Raw genomic sequence first — 22446 nt, forward strand, 5'->3', positions numbered from 1 at the left:
GTGCACACTGAACGCATCGAAATCGTGCCTGACCTGCCGCCGCTGAGCGGATCGACGCTGTTGACGGCCTGGACCTTCGACGTCCCGGCCGTGCTCGTCGCGCTCGCGCTCGGCGTCGGATACGTCGCCGCGGCCCGCCGTCAGGAGTGGCCGGCAGGGCGCACCACGGCGTTCCTGGCCGGGCTGGCCACGCTTGTCCTCGTCACGTGCTCGTTCCTCGGCGTGTACGACACGACACTGTTCTGGGTCCGCGCCACGCAGAACACCGTGCTCCTGATGGTCACGCCGCTGCTACTCGCGCTCGGCGCGCCCGTGACGCTGCTGATGCGCACCGCGCCGCCCAGGCTCGCCACGTGGCTGCGTACGCACGGCCGTGGCCGCTTCGCGCAGTTCATCACCTTCCCGCTGTGCGTCACCGTGGTGCTGATCGTGCCGTTCCTGCTCATCTACCTGACACCGCTGTACGAGCTTTCGCTCGACTCAGCGGTCGTCGGTGGCCTCGTGCGTGTAGCGCTCGTGCTGGCTGGCTTCCTGTACTTCTACAGCCGTGTGCAGCTCGATCCGACGCCGCGCAACGGTTCGCACCTGGTATCGGTGTGGATCTCGTTCACCGAAGTGGTGTTCGACGGCGCGCTCGGCCTCGTGCTGTGGCTCGGCCCGTTACTGGCGCCCGTGCACTACGACGCGGTGCACCGAGACTGGGGACCGGACCGGCGCACGGACCAGATCATCGGCGCGGGCGTGCTGTGGATCGGCGGAGACGTCGCCGGGCTGCCGTTCGTCGGCGCGCTCTTCATCAGGTGGGCGCGCGACGACGAGAAACGGGCGAAACGGCTCGACCGGAAATTGGACGAGGAGGCAGCGGCAGGCGAGGCGCCGGCGAAGGGATTGTGGTGGGAGAACGATCCGGAACTCGCCGAACGGTTCCGCCGCTCGTGAGTGCTGATCACGGTTCTCACCGTGATCAGCACTCACGACGCCACCGCCTAGTGGAACGCGTGCTCGGCCGCCGGGAACTCGCCGCGCCGGACATCCTCGGCAAACGCCGCCGCCGCCCCCTGCAGCACCCCGGCGACGTCGGCGTACCGCTTCACGAATCGCGGTGCCTTGCCGCGGCGCAGCCCTGCCATGTCCTGCCAGACCAGCACCTGGGCGTCGCAGTCCGGACCGGCGCCGATGCCGACCGTCGGGATCTTCAGCTCGTGCGTGACGCGCTTGGCCGCCTCGGCGGGCACCATCTCCATCACGACCGCGAACGCGCCGGCTTCCTGCAGCGCCAGCGCGTCGGCGAGCAGCTTCTCCGCCGCTTCGCCGCGCCCCTGCACCCGGTAACCGCCGAGATTGTGCTCGCTCTGCGGGGTGAAGCCGATGTGGCCCATGACCGGGATCCCGGCCGAGGTGAGCGCTTCGACGTGCGCCGCGAACCGGTGCCCGCCTTCGAGCTTGACCGCGTGCGCGCGGCCCTCCTTCATGAACCGGACGGACGTGGCCAGCGCCTGTTCCGGGGAAAGCTGGTAGGAGCCGAACGGCAGGTCGGCCACCACGAGCGCCCGTTTCGCCGCCCGGGTGACCGAGCGGACCAGCGGGAGCAGCTCGTCGACGGTGACCGGCAGCGACGTGTCGTACCCGAACACGTTGTTCGCCGCGGAGTCGCCGACCAGCAGCACGGGGATGCCTGCTTCGTCGAAAAGCTCGGCGGTATACATGTCGTAAGCGGTGAGCATCGGCCACGGTTCGCCGCGGTCCTTCAGCTCGCGCAGATGATGAATCCGGACTTTTCGCGGTTTGCTCGGTCCCGCGCTGGTCGCGGGGCCGGTTCCGTAAGGCGCGGCCACCTCGCCGGCGGCGCCGTCGGGTTGGGCAGACTGGGCAGACATCGTCGTCGACCGTCCTTCCCTCGAGGCCTCGCAGAGGTCCCCGGGTCGTGGAGTCAGTACCGGAGACAGCGTGACACGCGCGCGGGAGGGCCCCAAGGTCGTGCGACCAGCTTCACACGGCCGAGTAGCGACAACCGTTTTGCCTCCTGTGACGTCTTGATAGGCACCGGGCCGATTTGCGCCCGGCGGGTGAGAAGGTCCGGCGCGTCGCGCCGCAAGAAAGGTACCCATGGGAACCGCAGTGAGCGCCCGTCCGCGCAGCCTCGGCTGGAAGGCCCGCGCCGGTGGCCTCGTGGCCACTGTCGTGCAACTGGCGGCGCTTTTCTCGGTCGTGCTGCTGCTCGCCGGCGGGCGGCACGGGCACTTGCTGAACGGCATCGACATGGCGTTCGGCGTGCTGAGCGTGCCGACCAGCTCAAGCCTGGTGATGGTGCTGCTGCTCGTCGTGCTCGGTGCGGCCCTGCGCAGGCGCAAAAAGGCCGCGCTGTACGTGCTCGTGCTGTTCCAGGTCGCCGGCCTGGTGACCACGCTGGTCCTCCAGGGGCTGCTGCTGTGGGCTCCCGATCTGCTCACCCTCAACGCCCGGCAGATGCGGCACATCCCGACCCAGGTGGGCGCGCTCGCCATCGCCGACGTGATCTCGATCCTGCTGATCGTGTTCCTGCTGTCGCTGCGGCCGGCGTTCCCCGCCCGGCTCGCCCCCGGTGCCTGGTGGAACGGGCTCACTGTGCTGTTCGTCGGGTTCCTCGGGGTGATCGTGCTCGGCTGGGCGCTCACCGAGGTGTTCCCCGGCCATCTCGGCGACACGTGGGAGCGATTCGCCTGGGTGGTCAACCACGCCACCGGCGAAAACCTGCAACTGCGCCGGATCGGCGTCGGCGAAGGCCCGGCGTGGATTGACGTCGTCCTCGACCTCGGCGCGACCTTCGTGTCCACAGCCGCGCTGTACACGCTCTTTCGCGGCGTACGCAGCCGTCGCATTCGGACAGACGACGAAGAGCTGCGGTTGCGCCGTCTGCTGGGGGAGTTCGGCGAGGACGACTCTCTCGGCTACTTCGCCACGCGTCGCGACAAGAGCGTCATGTTCGCGCCCAACGGCCGCGCCGCGGTGACGTACCGGGTGCTCGCCGGGACCACAGTGGCGAGCGCGGACCCGATCGGCGACCCGGACGCGTGGCCGGACGCGGTGCAGGCGTGGCTCCACGAAGCGCGTACGTACGGCTGGACGCCAGGTGTGCTCGGCGCGAGCGAGAAGGGCGCGAAGGCGTACGCCGCCGCGGGGCTGCGCGCGCTGCAGATCGGCGACGAAGCGGTCCTCGACGTCCGCGAGTTCTCTCTCACCGGCCCCGAGCGGAAGTCTGTGCGGCAGGCGGTGAAACGGATCCAGCGCGCCGGGTACACCGCGCAGGTCCGGCGGCACAGCGAAATCCCCGAAGACGAGATGGCGCAGCTGCTCGCTCGCGCGCAGCAGTGGCGCGTCGACGAGACCGAACGCGGCTTCTCGATGGCGCTCGGCCGGCTCGGCGACCCGAGCGACGGCCGCAGCGTGATGGTCGAGGCGTACGACGCGCGCGGCGAACTGCGCGGCCTGCTGTCGTTCGTTCCGTGGGGGCGCCGGGGCCTTTCTCTTGACTTGATGCGCCGCGACCGGGACGCCGAAAACGGGCTCAACGAGTTCATGGTCGCCGAGGTCGTTTCGGCCGCCCAGCACATCGGCGCACAGCGGATCTCGCTGAACTTCGCGATGTTCCGCGCGGTGTTCTCCGAAGGCGAGCGCATCGGCGCCGGCCCGGTACTGCGCGCGTGGCGGGCGGTGCTCGGTGTCGCGTCGCGGTTCTTCCAGCTGGAATCGCTGTACCGGTCGAACGCCAAGTACGGCCCGGATTGGGAACCGCGGTTCCTCTGCTACTCGTCGGCGCGACGGCTCCCGCGGGTTGGCATAGTCGCGGGCGCCCTGGAGGGCTTCGTGCCCACCGGACGCGCGCGGTCGCTGCGGCTGGAGAACGTGGGGGAGGACTTCGTCGCCCAGGTCCGGCGGATCGACGAAGAAGCCGCGCAGGTCGTGCCGCGCGCCAAGCGCCGTCCGGAACAGGTCCGCGTGCGAGTGGCCAAAGTGGGCAAACTGCGGGAACTCGGCGTGGACCCGTACCCGGTCGGCTTCTCCCGCGAGGACCACCTCGGCGACATCGTGCACGCGTTCACCGGACTGGAACCGGATTCCCGCACCGGAAAACGCGTTCGGGTGGCGGGTCGGGTGCTCGCCCTGCGCGCTCTCGGCGGGCTGTGTTTCGCGCGGATCAAGGACTTCTCCGGCGAACTGCAGCTGATGCTCGACGCGAAGATCCTCGATCTGACCGGCTGGCGCACCGGCGTCGATCTCGGCGACCACGTCGGCGTGAGCGGCGAGGTCATCACCTCCCGCCGCGGCGAGCTGTCGGTGCTCGTGGACGAATGGACCGTCACCGCGAAGTGCCTGCACCCGTTGCCGGACAAGCGAAAGGGCCTCACCGACCCCGAGACGCGCGTCCGTCAGCGCTACCTGGACCTGGCGGTCAACCCCGACTCCGCGAACATGCTCCGCCTGCGCTCGACGGTCGTCCGCGCCGTCCGCGAACGCCTGCACCAGGGCACCTTCCTCGAAGTCGAAACCCCGATGCTGCAAACCATCCACGGCGGCGCCAACGCACGGCCGTTCGTCACGCACATCAACGCGTACGACATGCGGATGTACCTGCGCATTGCCCCGGAGCTGTACCTCAAGCGCCTGTGCGTGGCCGGCGTCGAGCGGGTCTTCGAGCTGAACCGGAACTTCCGCAACGAGGGCGTCGACGCGACCCACAACCCGGAATTCACGATGCTGGAGGCGTACCAGGCGTACGCGGACTACAACGCGATGCGCCACCTGATGCGCGACCTGATCCAGTACGCCGCCGAAGCCGCGTACGGCGCACAGATCGTGCGACGCCCAGACGCCGACGGCCGCATCGTCGAACACGACATCTCCGGCGACTGGCCCGTGATCCCGGTACACAAAGCCGTGTCGGAGGCCTTGGGCGAGGAAGTCGACTCGGGCACGCCGGTCGCGACGTTGCGAAAACTCTGCGCCGCCGCCGGAGTCCCGGTGCCGGAAGAGGCCAGCGCGGGCGACCTGGTCCTGAAGGCACACGAGCACCTGGTCGAGGGCTCGACGGTCCTGCCGACCTTCTATACGGACTACCCGACCGAGGTCTCCCCGCTGACCCGCCAGCACCGGACCGACCCGCTCCTGGCCGAACGCTGGGACCTGATCGCGTTCGGCTCGGAAGTAGGAACCGCGTACACGGAACTGACCGACCCGCTGGAGCAGCGCCGCCGGTTGGAAGCACAGTCGCTGCGCGCCGCGAGCGGTGATGTCGAGGCGATGGAGTTGGACGAGGACTTCCTCCTGGCACTGGAACACGGAATGCCCCCGACCGGCGGACTGGGCCTCGGAGTGGACCGGCTGCTGATGATGCTGAGCGGGACGTCCATTCGGCAGACCGTGCTGTTCCCGTTCGTTCGCCCGCAGGGGTGAGGACTGGTTCTGGCCCCCTGCCGGCTGCTTGTGCGGCGAGGCCGCGGCTTGTGCACAGTTTGCGGGTCCGGGCCGATCTGCTCGCACGAGCGGCGTCGGCAACCGCGGATGCCGTGCCAGCTTGTCGCGGACTGTGGTCGGTGGAATCTGCTGCTNCGAGTTCGCGGCCCAGCTGCTCTCGCTGACCTGCGGTGGTCGGCGTCTGCGAGACGCCGCGCCGGTTCGTCGCGGAACTGCGGCCGCGGGAGTCTGCTGGCCCGGGTTGTTGGCGTCTGTGGATGCCGTGCCAGCTTGTCGCGGACTGTGGTCGGTGGAATCTGCTGCTCTCGCTGACCTGCGGTGGTCGGCGTCTGCGAGACGCCGCGCCAGTTCGTCGCGGAACTGCGGCCGCGGGAGTCTGCTCGCCCCGGTTGTCGGCGTCTGTGGACGCCGTGCCAGCTTGTCGCGGCCCGCGATCGCAAGAATCCGCTGCTCCCGCTAACCGTGGTGGTCGGCATCTGCGGACGCCGCGTGAGCTTGTCGCGGCACCCCACCACAGGAATCCGCTGCTCTCGCTAGCCCGCGGGTGTCGGCGACTGCGAGACGTCACGCCGGTTCGTCGCGGAACCGCAGTCGCGGGAATCTGCTGCCCCGGTCGCCCGCGGAGGCCGGCGCGGCCAAGCTGCTGCGGCCGATCACCGACCGCCTCGGCCGTCTCCCGCCGCGAGCAGCTCCGAGCAGCGCTCGCGGCAGCCGCACCGGCCGTTCCCGCGACCAGCCGTAGTCGGCTGCCGAGACTCGCCACCACCTTCCCTCCCGGCCCGGCCGAAGCCGAAGCCCGGCACCGAGGCGGGTATTGGCCGTCCGCCAACCATGATCCGGTAACCTCCACCAGGGATTCGGTGCGTGAGTTCGTGGTAGCGGATGGTGTCCGAAACCTCCGGGAAGTCACGGGTGTGACACCATCCGGCACTTCGTCGCAGAGATTCGCTTAGGGTGGGCAAGTGCGTGCTGCGCGGGTGGCTTTGACAGTCCTGCTCGGACTCGGTTTGGCGGGGTATTCCGCGTGGCTGCTGGAGTTCTTCATGCAGACCGGGGTTTCGCCGACCGAACAGCCGGTCTGGGATCTGTTCTACGCGCAACCGGTCTTCTCGGTCGCGACGGGCCTCGGCGGCCTGGCCTTTTTCTTCACCGGACCCGCCCTCATGCGGCTCGCGCCAGCACGCTGGAGCGGGCGGCTGACGTCGGTTTCGGTGTCAGCGTTCGGGATCATGCTGATGGTGTACGCCGGGGTCCCGGAGACCGTGGTGACGCCGAACCTGCTGAGCGCGGCCGTCGCGGTCGGGGCGCTGAGCCTCGTCTTCTGGTGGCCGCCCGGCTGGCGGGCCTGCGCGGTGGGTTGCCTGGTGGCCGTGCTGGTCGCGTGGGCGCTGGTGGTGGTGTCGACGCTGGCCGGGCATCTGGAAGGCGTGTTCACCCGGGTGCAGCTCGTGGTGCACGCGGTGCAGGTCGTGATCGGCGGCGCGTACGTCGTGCAGACCCCGGTTCCGGTCAGCGGCCGCAAATTGTCGGTGGCGGGTGCGATGCTGCGGAGCACCAGACACCGGAAGTGAGGCCACCATGGCTGGCAAAGTCTCCCCGACTCCCGACGAGCGCGGCGGGTTGCTCGGGTTCCTGGCACAACAGCGCCAGGCGATGAAGGTCGCCGCGTATGGCTTGACCGACGACCAGGCGCGCGCCGCGCCCAGCGCGAGCGCCCTGAGCGTAGGCGGCCTGCTGAAACACGTGTCGTCCACCGAAAGCGGCTGGATAGACCTGGTGCTGAAAATCGAGCCGAAGCCCTTCGCCGAAAGCGTGGCGGCCTATCAGGAGAACTACCGTCTCGGTCCGGACGAAACGCTGGACTCGGCGATCGCCGCCTACGACCGGGTCGCCGCCCGCACCGAAGAGGTCATCGCCGGGATCGCGGATCTGAACCAGGAAGTCCCCATCCCGAAGGACGTGCCCTGGTACCCGGACGACGCGTCCGTCTGGTCCGTTCGCTGGGTGCTGCTGCACCTGATCGAGGAAACCGCCCGGCACGCAGGCCACGCCGACATCGTCCGCGAATCCCTGGACGGAGCCACCGCCATGCCCTTGCAGGCCGCGGCAGAGGGCTGGCCGGAGACGAACTGGCTGAAGCCGTGGAAACCCGGCGTAATGAGCTGAGTATCGCGCCAGGGTCGGTCGCCGAGCTGTGCCGGAGTCGTCCGGGGCGGGTTTTCTCGGACAGCCGTTGGCGAGTGCGGGCTCGTTTGGCTGCCGGGCTGGGCTGGACCGTGGCTGCTGGGCCGGACCGGCTCGGCTGGGTGGCGGACTGGCCGATCGCGTAGCGGTGCCCGAGCCCGTCCGGGGTGAGTTTTCCGGATGACTGCTGGCGGTCGGGCTGGCTTGGCCGCTGAGCAGGCTNGAGCAGGCTGGACTGGTTTGGTTGCTGAGCGGGACTGGTCCGGACGGCTCGGTCGGCAGGCTGGTCGCTCGGGCAGCCGCGCCGGAGTCGCCCGGGCTGGGTTGCTCGGACGGCTGTTGGCAGTCGAGGGACCTGGCGAGGCTGCCCAGCGGGGCGGACTGGAACGGCTCCGTCGGTCGGCGGGCCGCAGCGGCCACCCGCTTGATCCGGGAGTGTGGAGTGGCCCTCGGCGGCTGTCGGTTCGGCTGCTCCGGCTGCCTGCCGCCGTTCGGCCGAGATCGCCGGATTAGGCGGCCTGGCCTGGCCGCTCTCGGGAGGCTGGCGGCTGGGGTTGGGCGGCCGGGTCGTTCGGCTGCCTGGGACAGCCGGTTGGGGTGGTGCGCTCGGCCGGCGTCCAGCGGCACTGGGGGTGCCGCTGGACGCCGGCCGAGCGCGCCAAAGCTTCGGGCAGGCCACGACATTCGCCGAGATTTCCGTAGCCGACGCGTCAGAACAGCGTCGGTTCCTCCGGAAACGCCCCTTCGATCACCAGCATCCGCCGTTTGGTCTCGACCCCGCCCGGTGCCGAAAAGCCACCGGTGTTCTTGCCCGCGCCCAAAACCCGGTGGCATGGCACGATGATCGGAAACGGATTGCTCCCCATCGCCTGCCCGACAGCCTGAGCGGAGCCCGGCGCGCCGAGCTGATGCGCGATGTCCCCGTACGTCAGCACCTTCCCCGGCGGAATAGCACGCGCGACGTCGTACGCGCGCCGGTTGAAGTCCGGCACATCCCGGTAATCCAGCGGAGCCGCGCGCAGATCGCGAGCCTCACCCGACAGCAGCGCGACGACATCGTCCACCACCGCACGCAACTCGTCCGGCACCGGTGATTCCACCGCGTCCGGGAAACGCTTCGCGAGGTGCGCGCGCGTCCGCTCCGCCGTGCTCCCCGGCAGCGCGGTTCCGATCACCGCACCGTCTCGCCAGGCGAGTCCGCACGCCCCGATCGGGGTGTCGAACACCGTGTACCCAACTGTCATACGGCCAGCGTACGAGCTGGCACCGACAGAAACTGGCGAGAAAACGACACGACCCTGGAACGGCGGTGAACTCGCCCGGCCGCAGCAAGGAAAGCCGCGGACCGACCCGCGGAGCAGCCGATCGCCATCGTGGCCGAAGGCGAACATCCGCTTGCGGTGCCCGGAGACCGAGTGAGCCGTGTCGAGCCCGCGGTCGCCACTGTCAGCAACGCGGCGGATCGTCGTCGTGGCCGAAGGCGAACATCTGCTCGTGGCGAGCGGAGACCGAGTGAGCCGTGTCGAGCCCGCGGTCGCCACTGTCAGCAACGCGGCCGATCACGCCCGGCGAGACTGATGACGCCTGAAGCCTCAGCCAACCGACCCGAACCTAGGCCGTCGAACCGGAAATCCCGGTCGGCTGGGGTTCGTGCAGCCAATCGCGCCAGGCAATCGCCCATCGCGCGGCTGATCCAGGCGGCCGGAGCCCGGCAGCTTGGCAAAGGAGACTCCGGTCGCCTAGCCGAGCGCGCCTGGCGCTCCCGCCCATCGCGGGGGAACCCAGCCCTCTGCCGCGCGGCAAACCGCCAAGGCATGCTCGAAGCCCAGCATCTCACCCGGCAGCCCTCGCCGGACCACCTCGCCAGAAACCCCGATCAGGACTTCCGTTCCCGCCACCCGTTGGTCATCGGGAGCCGCCGGTCCCGCCCAAATGCCTTGAACGTGATCTTCGTGCCCGGCGGGTACTGCCGCCGCTTGTACTCCGCCCGGTCGACCATCCGCACCACCCGGTCGATCGTCTCCGGGTCGAACCCCGCCTCGATCAGATCCGCGTACCCGCGGTCGTTCTCGACGTAATCGTCCAGGACGTCGTCCAGCAGTTCGTAGTCCGGCAGCGAATCCGAGTCCTTCTGGTCCGGCCGCAGCTCCGCCGAAGGCGGCTTCGTGATCGAGTTTTCCGGGATCGGCGGCGTTTCCCCTCGCTTGGCCGCCTCCTCGTTCCGCCACCGCGCCAGCTGCCACACGTGCGTCTTGAACAGGTCCTTGATCGGCGCGAACGCTCCGACCGCGTCGCCGTAAATGGTCGAATAGCCGACGGCCAGTTCGGTCTTGTTGCCGGTCGCCAGCACCAGGTGTCCGTCCAGATTGGACAGAGCCATCAGCAGCATCCCGCGCACCCGCGCCTGGATGTTCTCCTCGGCGAGCCCGGTCAGCCGCAGCTGGTTGACATAGACATCGACCATCTCGCCGATCGGCTCGACCCGGTAGTGCGCGCCGATCCGCTCCGCCAAGTCCGAAGCGTCGTCTCGGGAGTGCGAGGACGAGTACTTCGACGGCATCGAAACGCCGTACACGTTGTCGCCGCCGAGTGCGTCCGCCGCCAGCGCCGCGCAGACCGCCGAGTCGATTCCGCCGGAGAAGCCGAACGTGACCGTCGAGAAGCCGTTCTTGTGCACGTAGTCGCGCAGCCCTACCACCAGCGCCGACCACACCTCGGCCTCGTCCGACAGCGGTTCGCTGATCGTCGGAGCCGACAGCGGTTCGTACGCGGGCAGTGGGGCATCGTCGAGCACTCGCCGGTGCACTTCCAGCCCGTCGAACGAGCCCGTGGCGGCCGCGCTGTCAGCGGGCAGGTCCAAGTCCAGCACCAGCAGATGCTCCACGAACTGCGGCGCCCGCGCGAGCAGCGTCCCGTCCGCGCCGACCACCAGCGAGTCGCCGTCGAAAACCAGGTCGTCCTGTCCGCCGACCTGGTTCGTGTACACCAGCGGCGCGCCCGCCTCGGCCGCCCGGCGGGCGATCAGCGGCAGCCGCTGTTCGTCCTTCGACCGTTCGTACGGCGACGCGTTCGGCGCGACCACCAGGTCGACCCCGGCCTTGCCCAGTGCGGAGATCGGGCCGCCGTCCTGCCAGATGTCCTCGCAGATCACCATGCCGATGTCGACGCCGTGCAGCCGCAGCACCTCGAGTTCGGTACCCGGTTTGAAGTACCGGTGCTCGTCGAACACGCCGTAGTTCGGCAGGTGGTGCTTGAACTGCCGGGCCACGACCTCGCCGCGGTAGAGCGCCGCCGCGGCGTCGCGCGGGCCGATCTCGTCGTGGTCGAGGTAGCCGACGTACGCGAGCACCTCGCCGCAGCCCGCCTCGTCGAGCCGGCGCGCCAGTTCGGTCACCGAGCGCCGGGACGCGTCGGCGAACGTGCGCCGGAGCGTGAGGTCCTCGACCGGGTAACCGGTCTGGGACATCTCCGGGAACACGACGACGCGCGCGCCCGCCTCGGCGGCCTTGCGGGTCCACTCGACGGTGAGCGCGGTGTTCCCGTCGATGTCGCCGACGGTGGTGTTGACCTGGGCCAGTGCGATGCGCAGTTGCGGCATGCCGCCATTCTGTCCCACCGCACCGACAGAAACTACGCAGAGGTGAGCCAGGGAACGGCGAAGGGCCCCTCGCCCGAAGCGAGGGGCCCTTCGGACGAAGGAATCAGGATTTCTTCATCCGCATCATGCTGCGCACCTTCTTGACCGTCTGCTCGAAGTCCGAGTCGAACGGGTTGTCGTGCACCAGGTACGTCCACGTCGTGTTCGCGCGCCGCACGCCGACCTCGGCGAGGTCGAGGCCGTCGTCGGTGATCTCGGCTTCCTCAAGCGTCTTCGCCGCGCGCGAGGCGGATTCGGCGATGATCTTGTGGAACTCCGGGATCGCCGCGCGGTGGAACTCGTCCAGCGGCGTCTCGCGGGCCAGCGCGCGCAGGTGGATGCTCTCGCGCACGTCGGTGAGGTACGCCAGGTGGTCCGACCACAGCTGGTCGAGGTGGAACAGCCGGACCTCGCGGCACACCTGCTCAAGCCGGTCGGAGTCATCCAGCTTTTCCTTCAGCTCGGCGAACTTCTCCGGCTGCGCCTTCTCCAGTTCGTCGGCCGCGAGCCCGGTGTGCAGCACCTTGTCGCGGTGTTCCAGCAGCTCGGCGCGCTGCCGCTCGATCAGCCGGGTGTAGCGCCAGGTGTTGCGGTGGATCTCCAGGTCGACGCCCTCGGCGACGCGCTGGGCGTGGTTGAGCTGCCGGTGCGCGGCCGGGTCGGTGATCTCGCCGGTCTCGGTGTCCGCGTCGATGCCGTCCGGCAGGTCCGGCGCGTTCGACAGCACGAGGTCGTCGTTGAGGCTCGCGAAGAAGATCGCGCTGCCCGGGTCGCCCTGTCGCCCGGACCGGCCGCGCAGCTGGCCGTCGAGACGGCTCGACGGATACCGCGCGGTGCCGATCACGTGCAGGCCGCCCAGCTCGGCGACCTCTTCGCGGGTCGTGCCGTCGCTGCCGCCGAGCCGGATGTCGGTACCGCGACCGGCCATCTGCGTGGACACGGTGACCGCGCTCTTCTTGCCCGCCTCGGCGATGATCGCGGCCTCTTCGGCGTCGTTGCGCGCATTCAGCACGACGCACGGCAGGTCGGCCTTCGCCAGCTTTTCCGCCAGCTCCTCGGACTCGGCGACGTCCTGGGTGCCGACGAGGATCGGCCGCCCGGTCTCGTGCACCGTGCGGATCTCCTCCTCGATCGCGCGCAGTTTCTGCGACGGCGAGGCGAAGACGCGGTCCTGCTGGTCCTCGCGGACGTTCGGGGTGTTCGGCGGGATGACCGCGACTTCGAGCTGGTAGAACTCGCGCAGCTGCTCGGCGACCGCGACGGCGGTACCGGTCATGCCCGCGACCTCGGGGTAACGCGCGAGCAGCGCCTGCACGGTGATCGAGTCGAGGATTTCGCCCCGGTCGGTGGCCGTGACCTGCTCTTTCGCCTCGACCGCGGCCTGGAGGCCGTCCGGCCAGCGCTGCAGTTCGGCGACGCGGCCGCGGGCGGCGTTGATCAGCTGCACCTTGCCGTCACGGACCAGGTAGTCGACGTCCCGGGTGAGCAGGGCGTGCGCGTGCAGGGCGACGTTCACCGCGGCGAGCCGGTCCGAACCGGACTCGTCGTACAGGTCGACGCCGCCGAGCGACTTCTCCACGACCGACGCGCCGGCGCTGGTCAGCCACGCGTTGCGGCCCTCGGAGTCGGTTTCGTAGTGCAGGCCGAGCCGCAGCCGCCGGACGATCTTGGCGACCTCCTCGTCGGCGTCGTTGTGGTCGATCGAACCGGCCATGACCAGCGGCACGCGCGCCTCGTCGACCAGCACCGAGTCGGCCTCGTCGACGATCGCCACCTCGGGAGCCTTCTGCACCAGATCGTCGGGGTGGGTGACCAGGCGGTCGCGCAGCACGTCGAAGCCGATTTCGGCGACCGCGCCGTAGGTGACCTCCTTGCCGTAGGCCTCCTTGCGCTCCTGCTTCGAGTGCGCCGGTTCGACCCAGCCGACGGTGACGCCGAGCAGGTCGTACACCGGGCCCATCCACTCCGCGTCGCGGCGGGCGAGGTAGTCGTTGACCGTGACCACGTGCACGCGGCGGCCGCGCAGCGCGTACCCGGCGGCGGCCAGCGCACCGGCGAGCGTCTTGCCCTCACCGGTCTCCATCTGCACGACGTGGCCGGTGAGCAGGCCCATCGTGCCGAGCAACTGCACGTCGAAGGCCCGCTCGCCGAGCTCGCGCCGGGCGGCCTCGCGGCCGAGCGCGCAGATCTCGATCAGCTGGCTGTCGGTGAACGAGGCGGCCCCGCCGATGGCGTCCCGCAGCTTGCCCGCGCGCTCGGTGAGCTCGGCGTTTTCGAGTTTTTCCAGCTCCGGTTCGAGCTTCTCGACGGCGGGCAGCAGCGCTTCGTAGCGGGTCAGCTCGACGCTGCCCGGCCGCTGGATGATCCGGCGGAGCCGTTTGCCCACTCGGCTGATCAGTGCCACCCCTGGTCTCCTCGTGTCGATGTGTCTCCGGTCGCACCCGCACTGCCCAACGCGCCGACGGTGCGTTCGAGTTCCGCGCCCGGATGGCACGATCAAACCGTGTCCCGTCATCCCAGCGCCAGCCCGAAAGTCCATCCGATAGTCGTGTTCGCGGCTGCCGGCCTGCTCGCGACCACGCTCGCGGCGTGCACGTCCAAGCCCGACCAGGCCGCGTCCGCGCCGACCGTCGAATCGCACGCGCCGGTGGGTCCGGTGCCCGCCGGACTGGAGCGCTTCTACGGGCAGAGCATGACCTGGTCCGCGTGTGCACCCTACGCGACCTCGGCCGACGCCCGGTCGGCGTTCAAGGCGCAGGGAATCGAGTGCGGACGCCTCACCGTTCCGTTGAACTATGACAAACCGGACGGGCAGACGATTACCGTCGGCGTGCTGCGGCATCGTGCGAGCGATTCGGGCGAGAAAATCGGTTCGCTCGTGGTGAACCCGGGCGGACCGGGCGCTTCGGGCATGGTCGCCGCGGCGGGCCTGCTCGACCAGGTGTCCAAGTCCGATCTCGGCGACCGGTTCGACCTCGTCGGCTTCGACCCGCGAGGCATCGGTGCGAGCGAACCGCAGATCAAATGCCTGACCGGGCCCGAGCGTGATGCGGACCGTGCGGACGACAGCGAGACAGACGGTTCTCCCGCGGGCGTCGCGAAGCAGGAAACGGAGCAGAAAGACTTCGCCGCGAAGTGCACGCAGCGGACGAAGTACGGCGACGACATGCTCGCGCACGTCGGTACGCGCGACGTCGTCAAGGACATGGACGTGCTGCGAAGCGTCCTCGGCGACCAGAAGCTCACGTACCTCGGCTACTCGTACGGCACGCGCATTGGGTCCACGTACGCGGAGACCTTCCCGAAGAACGTGCGCGCGCTCGTCCTCGACGGCGCTGTCGACCCGACACAGAGCCCGGAAGACTCGCTCGTCGCGCAGGGCCAGGGCTTCGGCGGCGCGTTCAACGAGTTCGCGAAGTGGTGCGCGGCGCGTCAGGACTGCGCGCTCGGCAACAACCCGGCCGACGCGACGAAGCAGTTCCAGGACCTCACGCGCCGGCTGATCGACTTCCCGGTTCCGGTCGGCGACGGCCGCAAGCTGTCGTACGACGACGCCACCACAGGTGCCATACAGGCCCTCTACCAGCAGAATCTCTGGGAGTACCTGAACACCGGGCTGAACGAACTGAAGCTGCAGCGCGGTGCCACGCTGGAGAAGCTGGCTGATATCTACAACGAGCGCAATCCGGACGGCAGCTACGGCACCACGCAGGACGCCTTCGTCGCGATCCGCTGCGTCGACGACCCGCGAGTCACCGATCCGAAGCAGATTCTCGAAGGCCAGGAGAAATACGAAAAGGCTGCACCCTTCCTTGACGACGGTCGCCAACCCAGCTCTGCCCGTGACGCGTGCGCGTTCTGGCCGGTGCCGAACACGTCGAAGCCGCACGAGCCGAACGTCGAAGGCCTGCCGAAGACGCTGACGATCTCGACGACGAACGACCCGGCTACGCCGTACCAGGCGGGCGTGAACCTCGCGAAGGCGCTGAAGGGGTCACTGCTCACCTTCGAGGGGACGCAGCACACGGTGTTCTTGCAAGGCAACGCGTGCGTCGACAAGGCGGGCACTGCCTACCTGATCGACGGCACGACGCCTCCGGACGGCACTCGCTGTAAGGCCAGTTGAGATTGCGCTGGCTCGCGACGGTTGTGGCAGTGGTGATGCTCGCTGCCACGGCTTGCGCGAGCCAGCGGGCAGCGCTCGACTGGGGACCGTGTGCGCCGTACGCGCAGACCCCTTCCGAGAAGGGCTTGTACGCGGACGAGGCGGTCGACTGTGCTCGGTTGACGGTGCCGCTCGACTACGCGAACCCGCAGGGCCGGACAGTGTCGATCGGTTTGCTGCGGCATCGGGCCACCGATCCGGCACACCGGATCGGGTCTCTCGTGCTCAACCCCGGTGGGCCGGGCAGTTCAGGGATGACTGCGGCGGCCACGTTGGCGAGACCTGCCGGAAAGCTTGCCGAGCAGTTCGACTTGGTCGGCTTCGACCCTCGCGGTGTTCACGCGAGCGAGCCGCGCATCCGCTGCCGGTCGGATGCCGAGCAGGACGCCGCTCGTACGTCAGACGTCGGAAGTGCGGTTGGCTGTCTCAAGAAGACCGGCGCGGAGTTCCTCGCGCACGTAGGCACGCGAGAGGTCGTACGCGATCTCGACGCGCTTCGTGCCGCCCTCGGCGACGCGAAGCTCACGTACCTCGGCTACTCGTACGGAACGCAGATCGGTTCGGCGTACGCAGAGGCGTACCCGGACAAAGTGCGCGCCATGGTCCTCGACGGTGCCATCGACCCCGCACAGGACTTGCCGCAGACACTGATCGCCCAGACCGCCGGGTTCCAGGACGCTTTCACCCGCTTCGCGCAGTGGTGCGCGAAGCGAGCTGGATGCCCGCTAACCGGCGACGCGACCGCAGCTTTCCAGCGAATCGCGCGTCCTTCGGTCTCTGCACTGCCCGGCCGCGCACTGGCCTTCGCCGACGCTGTCACTGCGACAGAAGCCGCGCTCTACTCCCGCGCGAAGTGGCCGAATTTGCGGCAAGCACTGGAAGAACTAGCGACCACGCGTAGCGGCGCGAAGCTGCTTCAGATGGCCGATGACTATTACCAACGCGATCAGAACGGCCACTACAGCGGAGCCTTCGACGCCTACTACGCCATCCGCTGCGTCGACTACGACCGTGTCACCAACCGCACGACCATCGACGCCGCGCATCGCCAGATGCTCACCGGAGCACCCTTCCTCGCCGGCAACTCGCCCGACGCGCACGAACTCGACACCTGCTCGACCTGGCCGGTACCGCCAACCTCACGGTCGCACCGTCCATTCGCACCCGGCCTGCCGAAAACGCTCGTCATCTCGACCACGCATGACCCGGCTACGCCCTACCGCCAGGGCGTAGCGCTCGCGAAAGACCTCAACGCCGCACTGCTGACTGTCGACGACGTACAGCACGCAGCGTTCCTCAAAGGCAACGCCTGTGTCGACAAAGCCGCAACGACCTACCTCAGCAGCGCCATCGCCCGAGACGGCAGCTGCTAGGGCTGCTGATCCGTCAACAGCACCTCGTACATCACCGGGCTGTCGCGTTCTGTCGCAGGCGGCACTTGCAGCCACATCCGCGCGAAGCGGCGCGGTTCGGCGACCGTCACCCAGATCTTCACGTTCACGTCTGCGTGGATCTGCGGCACCAGCTTCGCCGCGACCGCTTGGGGCACGGTTCCGCCGACGCGGTAGCCGTCGACGTGCTGGATGGTCTCGCGGATTTCGGTTTTCGGCTGCTGGAGCGAGTCGAGGAGCCGGGTCAGGCCGCCGCGCGGACCGAGGAACCGGTCGACGGTGAAGGGCGTGGGGCCGTTGGTTTCGCGACCCTTCGTGTCCTTCGTAGTCGCGGTGTGCCCGGCGACGGTGAACGAGAACGACCGATCAGTGAATTCCGCGCTGCCGCTCGCCTGTCCGCCGCGCTTGAGGGTCGCGTTGCCGACGAGCTTGGTCATCGGCAGGCCGGGCAGCACCCCGTTGACGCCGACCGAGAAGTGCAGGCTGGCGACTTTGGCGAAGTTCGCCCTGGCGGCGGCGAGCAACCCGTCCGCCGCGGGCAAGGGGGGTGCCGCGGTGCAACCGCCGACCAGCCAGAGGAGCAGCAGGGCCGGCAGGACACGTCGGCTGAGCATGGCCGAGAGCCTACTTGGCTGGCCTGATCCTTACGCATAGTGTCCTTCCGGCCACTGTCGACTCCGCTCCTGGTCCATCAGACTGACTGCTCGTGACCGTTGAGACTCGTCCTGCCCGCCGCCTGCATCGCGCCTGGTTCGTCGCCGCGGCCGCGTTCGTCGCCCTCCTCGCCGCCGCCGGCTTCCGCGCCGCGCCGGGCGTACTGATCGATCCGTTGCACGAAGAGTTCGGTTGGTCCCGGGCCACGATCGGGTCCGCCGTCTCGGTCAACCTCGTCCTGTATGGCCTCTTCGCGCCCTTCGCCGCCGCGCTGATGGAGCGGTTCGGTATTCGCCGAGTCGCGGCCACCGCGCTGTGCGTCGTCGCTCTCGGCGCGGGCGGCACCGTCTTCATGAGCGCCAGCTGGCAGTTGATCCTCTGCTGGGGTGTGCTCGTCGGCCTCGGCACCGGCTCGATGGCGATGAGCTTCGCCGCGATGGTCGCGACGCGCTGGTTCATCCGCCACCGCGGCGTCGTAACCGGCGTGCTCACCGCCGCCGGGGCGACCGGACAGCTGATCTTCCTGCCCTTGATCGCGTCGCTCGCGGCGGGCGACGGCTGGCGGACAGCGTCCATGGTCATCGCCATCGCGGCTCTCGCGGTGGTCCCGGTCGTGCTGTTGGCCGTACGCGACCACCCGGCCGACATCGGCACTGTCGCGTACGGAGCGCCCGAAGACGCCGAAGTGGCGCGTCCGGCACCGAAGGTCGGCACGGTCCGGCGCGGGCTGTCTGTGCTGTTCCAAGCCGCGCGCACCCGGACGTTCTGGCTACTCGCTGTCGGGTTCGCGATCTGCGGGGCGACCACCAACGGGTTGGTCAGCACGCACTTCGTCCCGGCCGCGCACGACCACGGCATGCCGCAGACGACCGCGGCGAGCCTGCTCGCGCTGGTCGGCGTCTTCGACGTGGTGGGAACGATCGCGTCGGGATGGCTCACCGACCGTGTCGACCCGCGGATCCTGCTCGGCGTCTACTACGCGTTGCGGGGAGTTTCGCTCGCCCTGTTGCCGCAGCTGTTCACGAACTCGGTCCAGCCGAGCATGTGGGCGTTCATCCTCTTCTACGGTCTCGACTGGGTGGCGACCGTTCCGCCGACGGTCGCGCTCTGCAGCCGCTCCTTCGGGGAAGCCGGTCCGATCGTGTTCGGCTGGGTTTTCGCCTGCCACCAGCTGGGCGCGGCGTTCGCCGCCTCCGCCGCCGGCGCGGTGCGGGACCAGTTCGGCGATTACGCGATCGCCTGGTACGTCGCCGCCGGGCTCGCGGTCATCGCCTCGGTCGCGTCGTTGTCGATCACCCGGTCGAGGAAATCCCAGCTCGCCGTCGCGGCGTGAATCGAACTCCCACGGGGGTGACCCGTGAAACATGGCGTTAACACGTGCTGGTTAGGGTTCGGCCATGGATCGCCAGCAGGAATTCGTGCTCCGCACCTTGGAAGAGCGCGACATCCGTTTCGTCCGCCTGTGGTTCACCGACGTGCTGGGATTCCTGAAGTCCGTCGCGGTCGCGCCCGCCGAACTGGAGGGCGCGTTCAGCGAGGGCATCGGGTTCGACGGCTCGGCCATCGAGGGCTTCGCGCGCGTCTACGAGTCGGACATGGTCGCCAAGCCCGACCCGTCCACGTTCCAGGTGCTGCCGTGGGAAACCCCCGACGGCGGTCCGTACTCCGCGCGGATGTTCTGCGACATCGCGATGCCCGACGGCTCGCCGTCCTGGGCCGACCCGCGGCACGTGCTGCGCCGCCAGCTGTCGAAGGCCAGCGAAGCCGGGTTCACCTGCTACGTGCACCCGGAGATCGAGTTCTTCCTGCTCGCCAACCTCCCCGACGACGGCAGCGAGCCCGAGCCCGCCGACAACGGCGGCTACTTCGACCAGGCCAGCCACGCCACCGCGACGCACTTCCGGCGGCACGCGATCGAGACCCTTGAGGCGATGGGCATCTCGGTCGAGTTCAGCCATCACGAGGGCGCGCCGGGGCAGCAGGAAATCGACCTTCGCTACGCCGACGCCCTCACCATGGCCGACAACGTGATGACGTTCCGTTACGTCGTCAAGGAGGTCGCGCTGACCCAGGGCGTGCGCGCGACCTTCATGCCGAAGCCGTTCACCGGCCAGCCCGGCTCGGGCATGCACACCCACGTGAGCCTGTTCGAAGGCGACCGCAACGCGTTCTACGACGCGGAGGATCCGCACGAGCTTTCCGAGACCGGCAAGGCGTTCGTCGCCGGTGTCCTGCACTACGCCAAGGAAATCTCCGCCGTCACCAACCAGTGGGTCAACTCCTACAAACGGCTGATCAGCGGCAGCGAGGCGCCCACGACGGTGTCCTGGGGGAGGGCGAACCGCTCGGCGCTCGTGCGCGTGCCGATGTACTCGCCGGGCAAGGCCTCGTCGCGGCGCGTCGAGATCCGGACGCTCGATTCGGCGTGCAACCCGTACCTTGCCTACTCGGTGATACTGGCCGCGGGGCTGAAGGGCATCGAAAAGGGCTACGAGCTGCCGCCGCCCGCCGAGGACAACATCTGGCAGCTGTCGGACTCCGAACGCCGCGCCGCCGGTTACTCGCAGTTGCCGCAGAACCTCGGCGAGGCGCTCGCCGAGATGGAGAAGTCGGAGCTGCTGCCGGAAGCGCTCGGCGAGCACGTTTACGACTTCTTCTTGCGCAATAAGCGGGTTGAGTGGGACAACTACCGGAGCGCGGTCACCCCGTACGAGCTCCGGACCCTGTTGCCGATGCTCTGAACCGGACCCCGGGCCGTGCTCCGAGGTTGGGGAGGCATCGGAACATGGGAAAAAGACTGCCCGCCGTACTCGCCGCACTGGTCGCGGCGGCGGGCTTGGCCACCGCGCCGCCGGCGGTCGCGATGCGAGGTGACCACTCCGACCCGGCCGAGCTGCACTTCGACCTCGACCGCGCCGACATCCCGTCGCTGCAGCACCGGATGGCGACCGGTCAGCTCACCGCGACCCGGCTGACCAGCGCGTACCTCGCGCGGATCCGGGTGCTGGACCCGAAGGTCAACGCCGTCCTCGCGCTCAACCCAGCCGCGCTCGCGCAAGCCGCCGCCAGCGACGTCCGGCACCGGACCGGCCGCACCCGCGGTCCGCTCGACGGGATCCCGGTGCTGGTCAAGGACAATGTCGACACCCACGACCAGCAGACCACCGCCGGTTCGCGCGCGCTGCGCAGCCGCCCGGCCAAGGACGCCACGCTGATCACCCGGCTGCGCGCCGCGGGCGCGGTGATCCTCGGCAAGGCGAACCTGTCGGAATGGGCCAACTTCCGCGCCGCGAAGCCGACGTCCGGCTGGTCCGGCGTCGGCGGGCAGACCCACAACCCCTACGTCCTGGACCACAACCCGTGCGGTTCGTCCGCCGGATCCGCCGCAGGCGTCGCAGCCTCGCTCGCGCAGGTCGCGATCGGCAGCGAGACCGACGGGTCGATCGTGTGCCCGGCCGGGATGACCGCGACTGTCGGGCACAAACCGAGCCTCGGGCTCGTCAGCCGCACCGGCGTCGTGCCGATCTCCGCGGAACAGGACACGGCGGGACCCATCGCGCGCAACGTCGTCGACACCGCGCTGACGCTCTCGGTACTGCAGGGCCGCGACCCGTCCGACCCGGCGACTCTGCGCTACCCGTCGACCCAGCCGGCCGACTACGCGAAACTTCTCCGCCCCGGCGTCCTGCGCGGTGCCCGGATCGGCCTGTGGCGGCTGCCGGTGCTCGGCCCGGACACGGACGCCGTGGTCAGCAAGACGAAAGCTTCGCTGGAACGCGCCGGCGCGACCGTCGTCGAGGTCAACCTGCCGTACCAGGACCGGCTCTCCGCGCTGGAGTTCCCGGCGCTGCTGACCGAGTTCCATCGCGACATCGACGCGTACCTCGCCACGCGGCCCACCGGCCCGCGGAACCTGGCGGACCTCGTCGCGTACAACCGCGCTGACCCGCTGGAACGCACCTGCTTCGCTGGTCAGGAGCTGTTCGAACAGGCGCTCGCCGCGCCTGGCCCGCAGGACCCGGCCTATCTGAAGAACCGGGCGGAGCTGACCGATTTGTCGCGCCGGTCGCTGGACGAGACCCTCGCGAAGTACGACCTGGACGCCATCGCGTCGCCGACGAACCCGCCGGCCTGGAAGACGGACTGCGAGACCGGCGACAACGACGTGATCCCGTCCGCGACACCGGCCGCGGTGGCGGGCTACCCGGACGTCACGGTCCCGGCCGGTTCGGTCGGACCGCTGCCGGTGGGGATTTCGTTCATGGGCGGGCAGTGGACGGACGGGAAGATGCTGGCGCTGGCCGCGGACTACATGCGGGTCGCGCCGGTCCGGGTTCCGCCCCGGTATCTGCCCAAGTTGCCCGGGTGAGCCGTTCGGGGTTGCCCGGAGCGGGCGAAGGTTCGTGGCGGCCCCCGGTCAGCGCCTCGCGACGGCCGGAGGGCTTGCGTTGCAGGCGGGCTGGCTTGCGGCGGGATGGCCGGGCAGTGCGCTGACCTGCCGCATTGGGCCGGGTGCCCGGGTCTTCGACCGCAAGAGGGTCGTCCGATGGGGGAGACCTGGGTCACTCGGGGCCTCTCCAGTGCGCCTCCGAGCACCGTCCGCGGCCCCCGAACCGGTCGAATCAGTCCGCTGTCAACGCTCTGACCAGGGGCGATGCCGTTAAGTGACCCCCCTGTTTTCGGGTGGTTGGAAGGCATGTAATCTTCTCTTCGTCGCCAGGAACACCGGGTCGGCGGGGCCGAAAGCCTCACCGACCAGGAGCCAGGGCCGAGCGGGTTGACACCGCGAAACGGACCAGGTAATGTTCAGCGTCGGCCCACGAGCGGCCGCCGACTCCCTACGACTAGCCTTGTAGGTAGCGGCATGCTCGACCAAAAGCTTGAAATAACGCATCGAGCGTGGCCTGGTTGGTTCTGGGTGTGGTTCGGGGTGTGTTGCTTGAGAACTCAACAGTGTGCTAGTG

14 protein-coding genes are annotated in these 22446 nt (G+C 69.2%); 9 read left to right on the forward strand and 5 right to left on the reverse strand.

Annotated elements, in window-relative coordinates:
- Positions 1-939, forward strand: coding sequence for a cytochrome c oxidase assembly protein (locus A4R44_RS26135; RefSeq protein ID WP_095213599.1), 939 nt, complete (start codon positions 1-3; stop codon positions 937-939).
- A gap of 47 nt (positions 940-986) precedes the next feature.
- On the opposite strand, the gene panB is transcribed toward A4R44_RS26135, so the two are convergent.
- Positions 987-1877: a 3-methyl-2-oxobutanoate hydroxymethyltransferase gene (panB, locus tag A4R44_RS26140; protein WP_067586060.1), complete on the reverse strand. Its 891-nt coding sequence runs from the start codon at positions 1875-1877 to the stop codon at positions 987-989.
- Positions 1878-2106: 229 nt separating this feature from the next.
- Between panB and lysX the strand changes: the two genes are divergently transcribed.
- From lysX to A4R44_RS26160, 3 genes are all read left to right on the forward strand, one after another.
- On the forward strand, positions 2107-5430 hold the full coding sequence (lysX, locus tag A4R44_RS26145; protein WP_067586063.1) for a bifunctional lysylphosphatidylglycerol synthetase/lysine--tRNA ligase LysX: 3324 nt from the start codon (positions 2107-2109) through the stop codon (positions 5428-5430).
- 983 nt (positions 5431-6413) lie between these two features.
- On the forward strand, positions 6414-7022 hold the full coding sequence (locus tag A4R44_RS26155) for a hypothetical protein (RefSeq protein ID WP_067586069.1): 609 nt from the start codon (positions 6414-6416) through the stop codon (positions 7020-7022).
- A 7-nt stretch (positions 7023-7029) separates the two neighbouring features.
- Complete coding sequence (locus tag A4R44_RS26160) at positions 7030-7617, forward strand: DinB family protein (RefSeq protein WP_067586072.1); 588 nt, start codon at positions 7030-7032, stop codon at positions 7615-7617.
- Positions 7618-8345: 728 nt separating this feature from the next.
- Here the strand turns inward: A4R44_RS26160 and A4R44_RS26165 are convergent.
- The 3 genes from A4R44_RS26165 to secA2 all read right to left on the reverse strand — a co-directional run bounded on the left by A4R44_RS26165 (position 8346) and on the right by secA2 (position 13676).
- A complete protein-coding gene (locus tag A4R44_RS26165) occupies positions 8346-8879 on the reverse strand; it encodes a methylated-DNA--[protein]-cysteine S-methyltransferase (RefSeq protein ID WP_067586075.1) in 534 nt (177 codons plus the stop codon).
- 632 nt (positions 8880-9511) lie between these two features.
- A complete protein-coding gene (locus tag A4R44_RS26170; RefSeq protein ID WP_067586079.1) occupies positions 9512-11233 on the reverse strand; it encodes an NAD+ synthase in 1722 nt (573 codons plus the stop codon).
- 103 nt (positions 11234-11336) lie between these two features.
- Positions 11337-13676, reverse strand: a complete 2340-nt coding sequence (secA2, locus tag A4R44_RS26175; protein ID WP_067586081.1) for an accessory Sec system translocase SecA2 — start codon at positions 13674-13676, stop codon at positions 11337-11339.
- A gap of 144 nt (positions 13677-13820) precedes the next feature.
- Between secA2 and A4R44_RS26180 the strand changes: the two genes are divergently transcribed.
- Together A4R44_RS26180 and A4R44_RS26185 are read left to right on the forward strand one after the other, a co-directional pair.
- Positions 13821-15398, forward strand: coding sequence for an alpha/beta hydrolase (locus tag A4R44_RS26180; protein WP_067586084.1), 1578 nt, complete (start codon positions 13821-13823; stop codon positions 15396-15398).
- A gap of 35 nt (positions 15399-15433) precedes the next feature.
- Positions 15434-16810 carry an alpha/beta hydrolase gene (locus A4R44_RS26185; protein ID WP_095213605.1) on the forward strand — a complete coding sequence of 459 codons (1377 nt, stop codon included), beginning with the start codon at positions 15434-15436 and terminating at the stop codon, positions 16808-16810.
- Here the strand turns inward: A4R44_RS26185 and A4R44_RS26190 are convergent.
- Positions 16807-17442: an LppX_LprAFG lipoprotein gene (locus A4R44_RS26190; RefSeq protein WP_067586089.1), complete on the reverse strand. Its 636-nt coding sequence runs from the start codon at positions 17440-17442 to the stop codon at positions 16807-16809. The genes A4R44_RS26185 and A4R44_RS26190 overlap by 4 nt on opposite strands.
- 92 nt (positions 17443-17534) lie before the next feature.
- Here A4R44_RS26190 and A4R44_RS26195 point away from each other — a divergent pair, with 92 nt between their 5' ends.
- The 3 genes from A4R44_RS26195 to A4R44_RS26205 all read left to right on the forward strand — a co-directional run bounded on the left by A4R44_RS26195 (position 17535) and on the right by A4R44_RS26205 (position 21851).
- Positions 17535-18815 (forward strand): MFS transporter, encoded by a 1281-nt coding sequence (locus A4R44_RS26195; protein ID WP_067586092.1) that lies wholly within the window; start codon positions 17535-17537, stop codon positions 18813-18815.
- Positions 18816-18879: 64 nt separating this feature from the next.
- Positions 18880-20223: a type I glutamate--ammonia ligase gene (gene glnA, locus A4R44_RS26200; RefSeq protein WP_067586095.1), complete on the forward strand. Its 1344-nt coding sequence runs from the start codon at positions 18880-18882 to the stop codon at positions 20221-20223.
- 44 nt (positions 20224-20267) lie between these two features.
- Positions 20268-21851 (forward strand): amidase, encoded by a 1584-nt coding sequence (locus A4R44_RS26205; protein ID WP_067586098.1) that lies wholly within the window; start codon positions 20268-20270, stop codon positions 21849-21851.
- The last annotated feature ends 595 nt before the right edge of the window (positions 21852-22446 follow it).

This window comes from Amycolatopsis sp. M39, assembly GCF_001651785.1.
In the GTDB taxonomy this organism is placed as follows: Bacteria; Actinomycetota; Actinomycetes; order Mycobacteriales; family Pseudonocardiaceae; genus Amycolatopsis; species Amycolatopsis rubida.

Coding starts and splice junctions, on each gene's coding strand:
- panB (WP_067586060.1), bottom strand. CDS start 1,877: ATGTCTGCCCAGTCTGCCCAACCCGACGGCGCCGCCGGCGAGGTGGCC.
- lysX (WP_067586063.1), top strand. CDS start 2,107: ATGGGAACCGCAGTGAGCGCCCGTCCGCGCAGCCTCGGCTGGAAGGCC.
- A4R44_RS26160 (WP_067586072.1), top strand. CDS start 7,030: ATGGCTGGCAAAGTCTCCCCGACTCCCGACGAGCGCGGCGGGTTGCTC.
- A4R44_RS26165 (WP_067586075.1), bottom strand. CDS start 8,879: ATGACAGTTGGGTACACGGTGTTCGACACCCCGATCGGGGCGTGCGGA.
- A4R44_RS26170 (WP_067586079.1), bottom strand. CDS start 11,233: ATGCCGCAACTGCGCATCGCACTGGCCCAGGTCAACACCACCGTCGGC.
- A4R44_RS26185 (WP_095213605.1), top strand. CDS start 15,434: ATGCTCGCTGCCACGGCTTGCGCGAGCCAGCGGGCAGCGCTCGACTGG.
- A4R44_RS26190 (WP_067586089.1), bottom strand. CDS start 17,442: ATGCTCAGCCGACGTGTCCTGCCGGCCCTGCTGCTCCTCTGGCTGGTC.
- glnA (WP_067586095.1), top strand. CDS start 18,880: ATGGATCGCCAGCAGGAATTCGTGCTCCGCACCTTGGAAGAGCGCGAC.
- A4R44_RS26205 (WP_067586098.1), top strand. CDS start 20,268: ATGGGAAAAAGACTGCCCGCCGTACTCGCCGCACTGGTCGCGGCGGCG.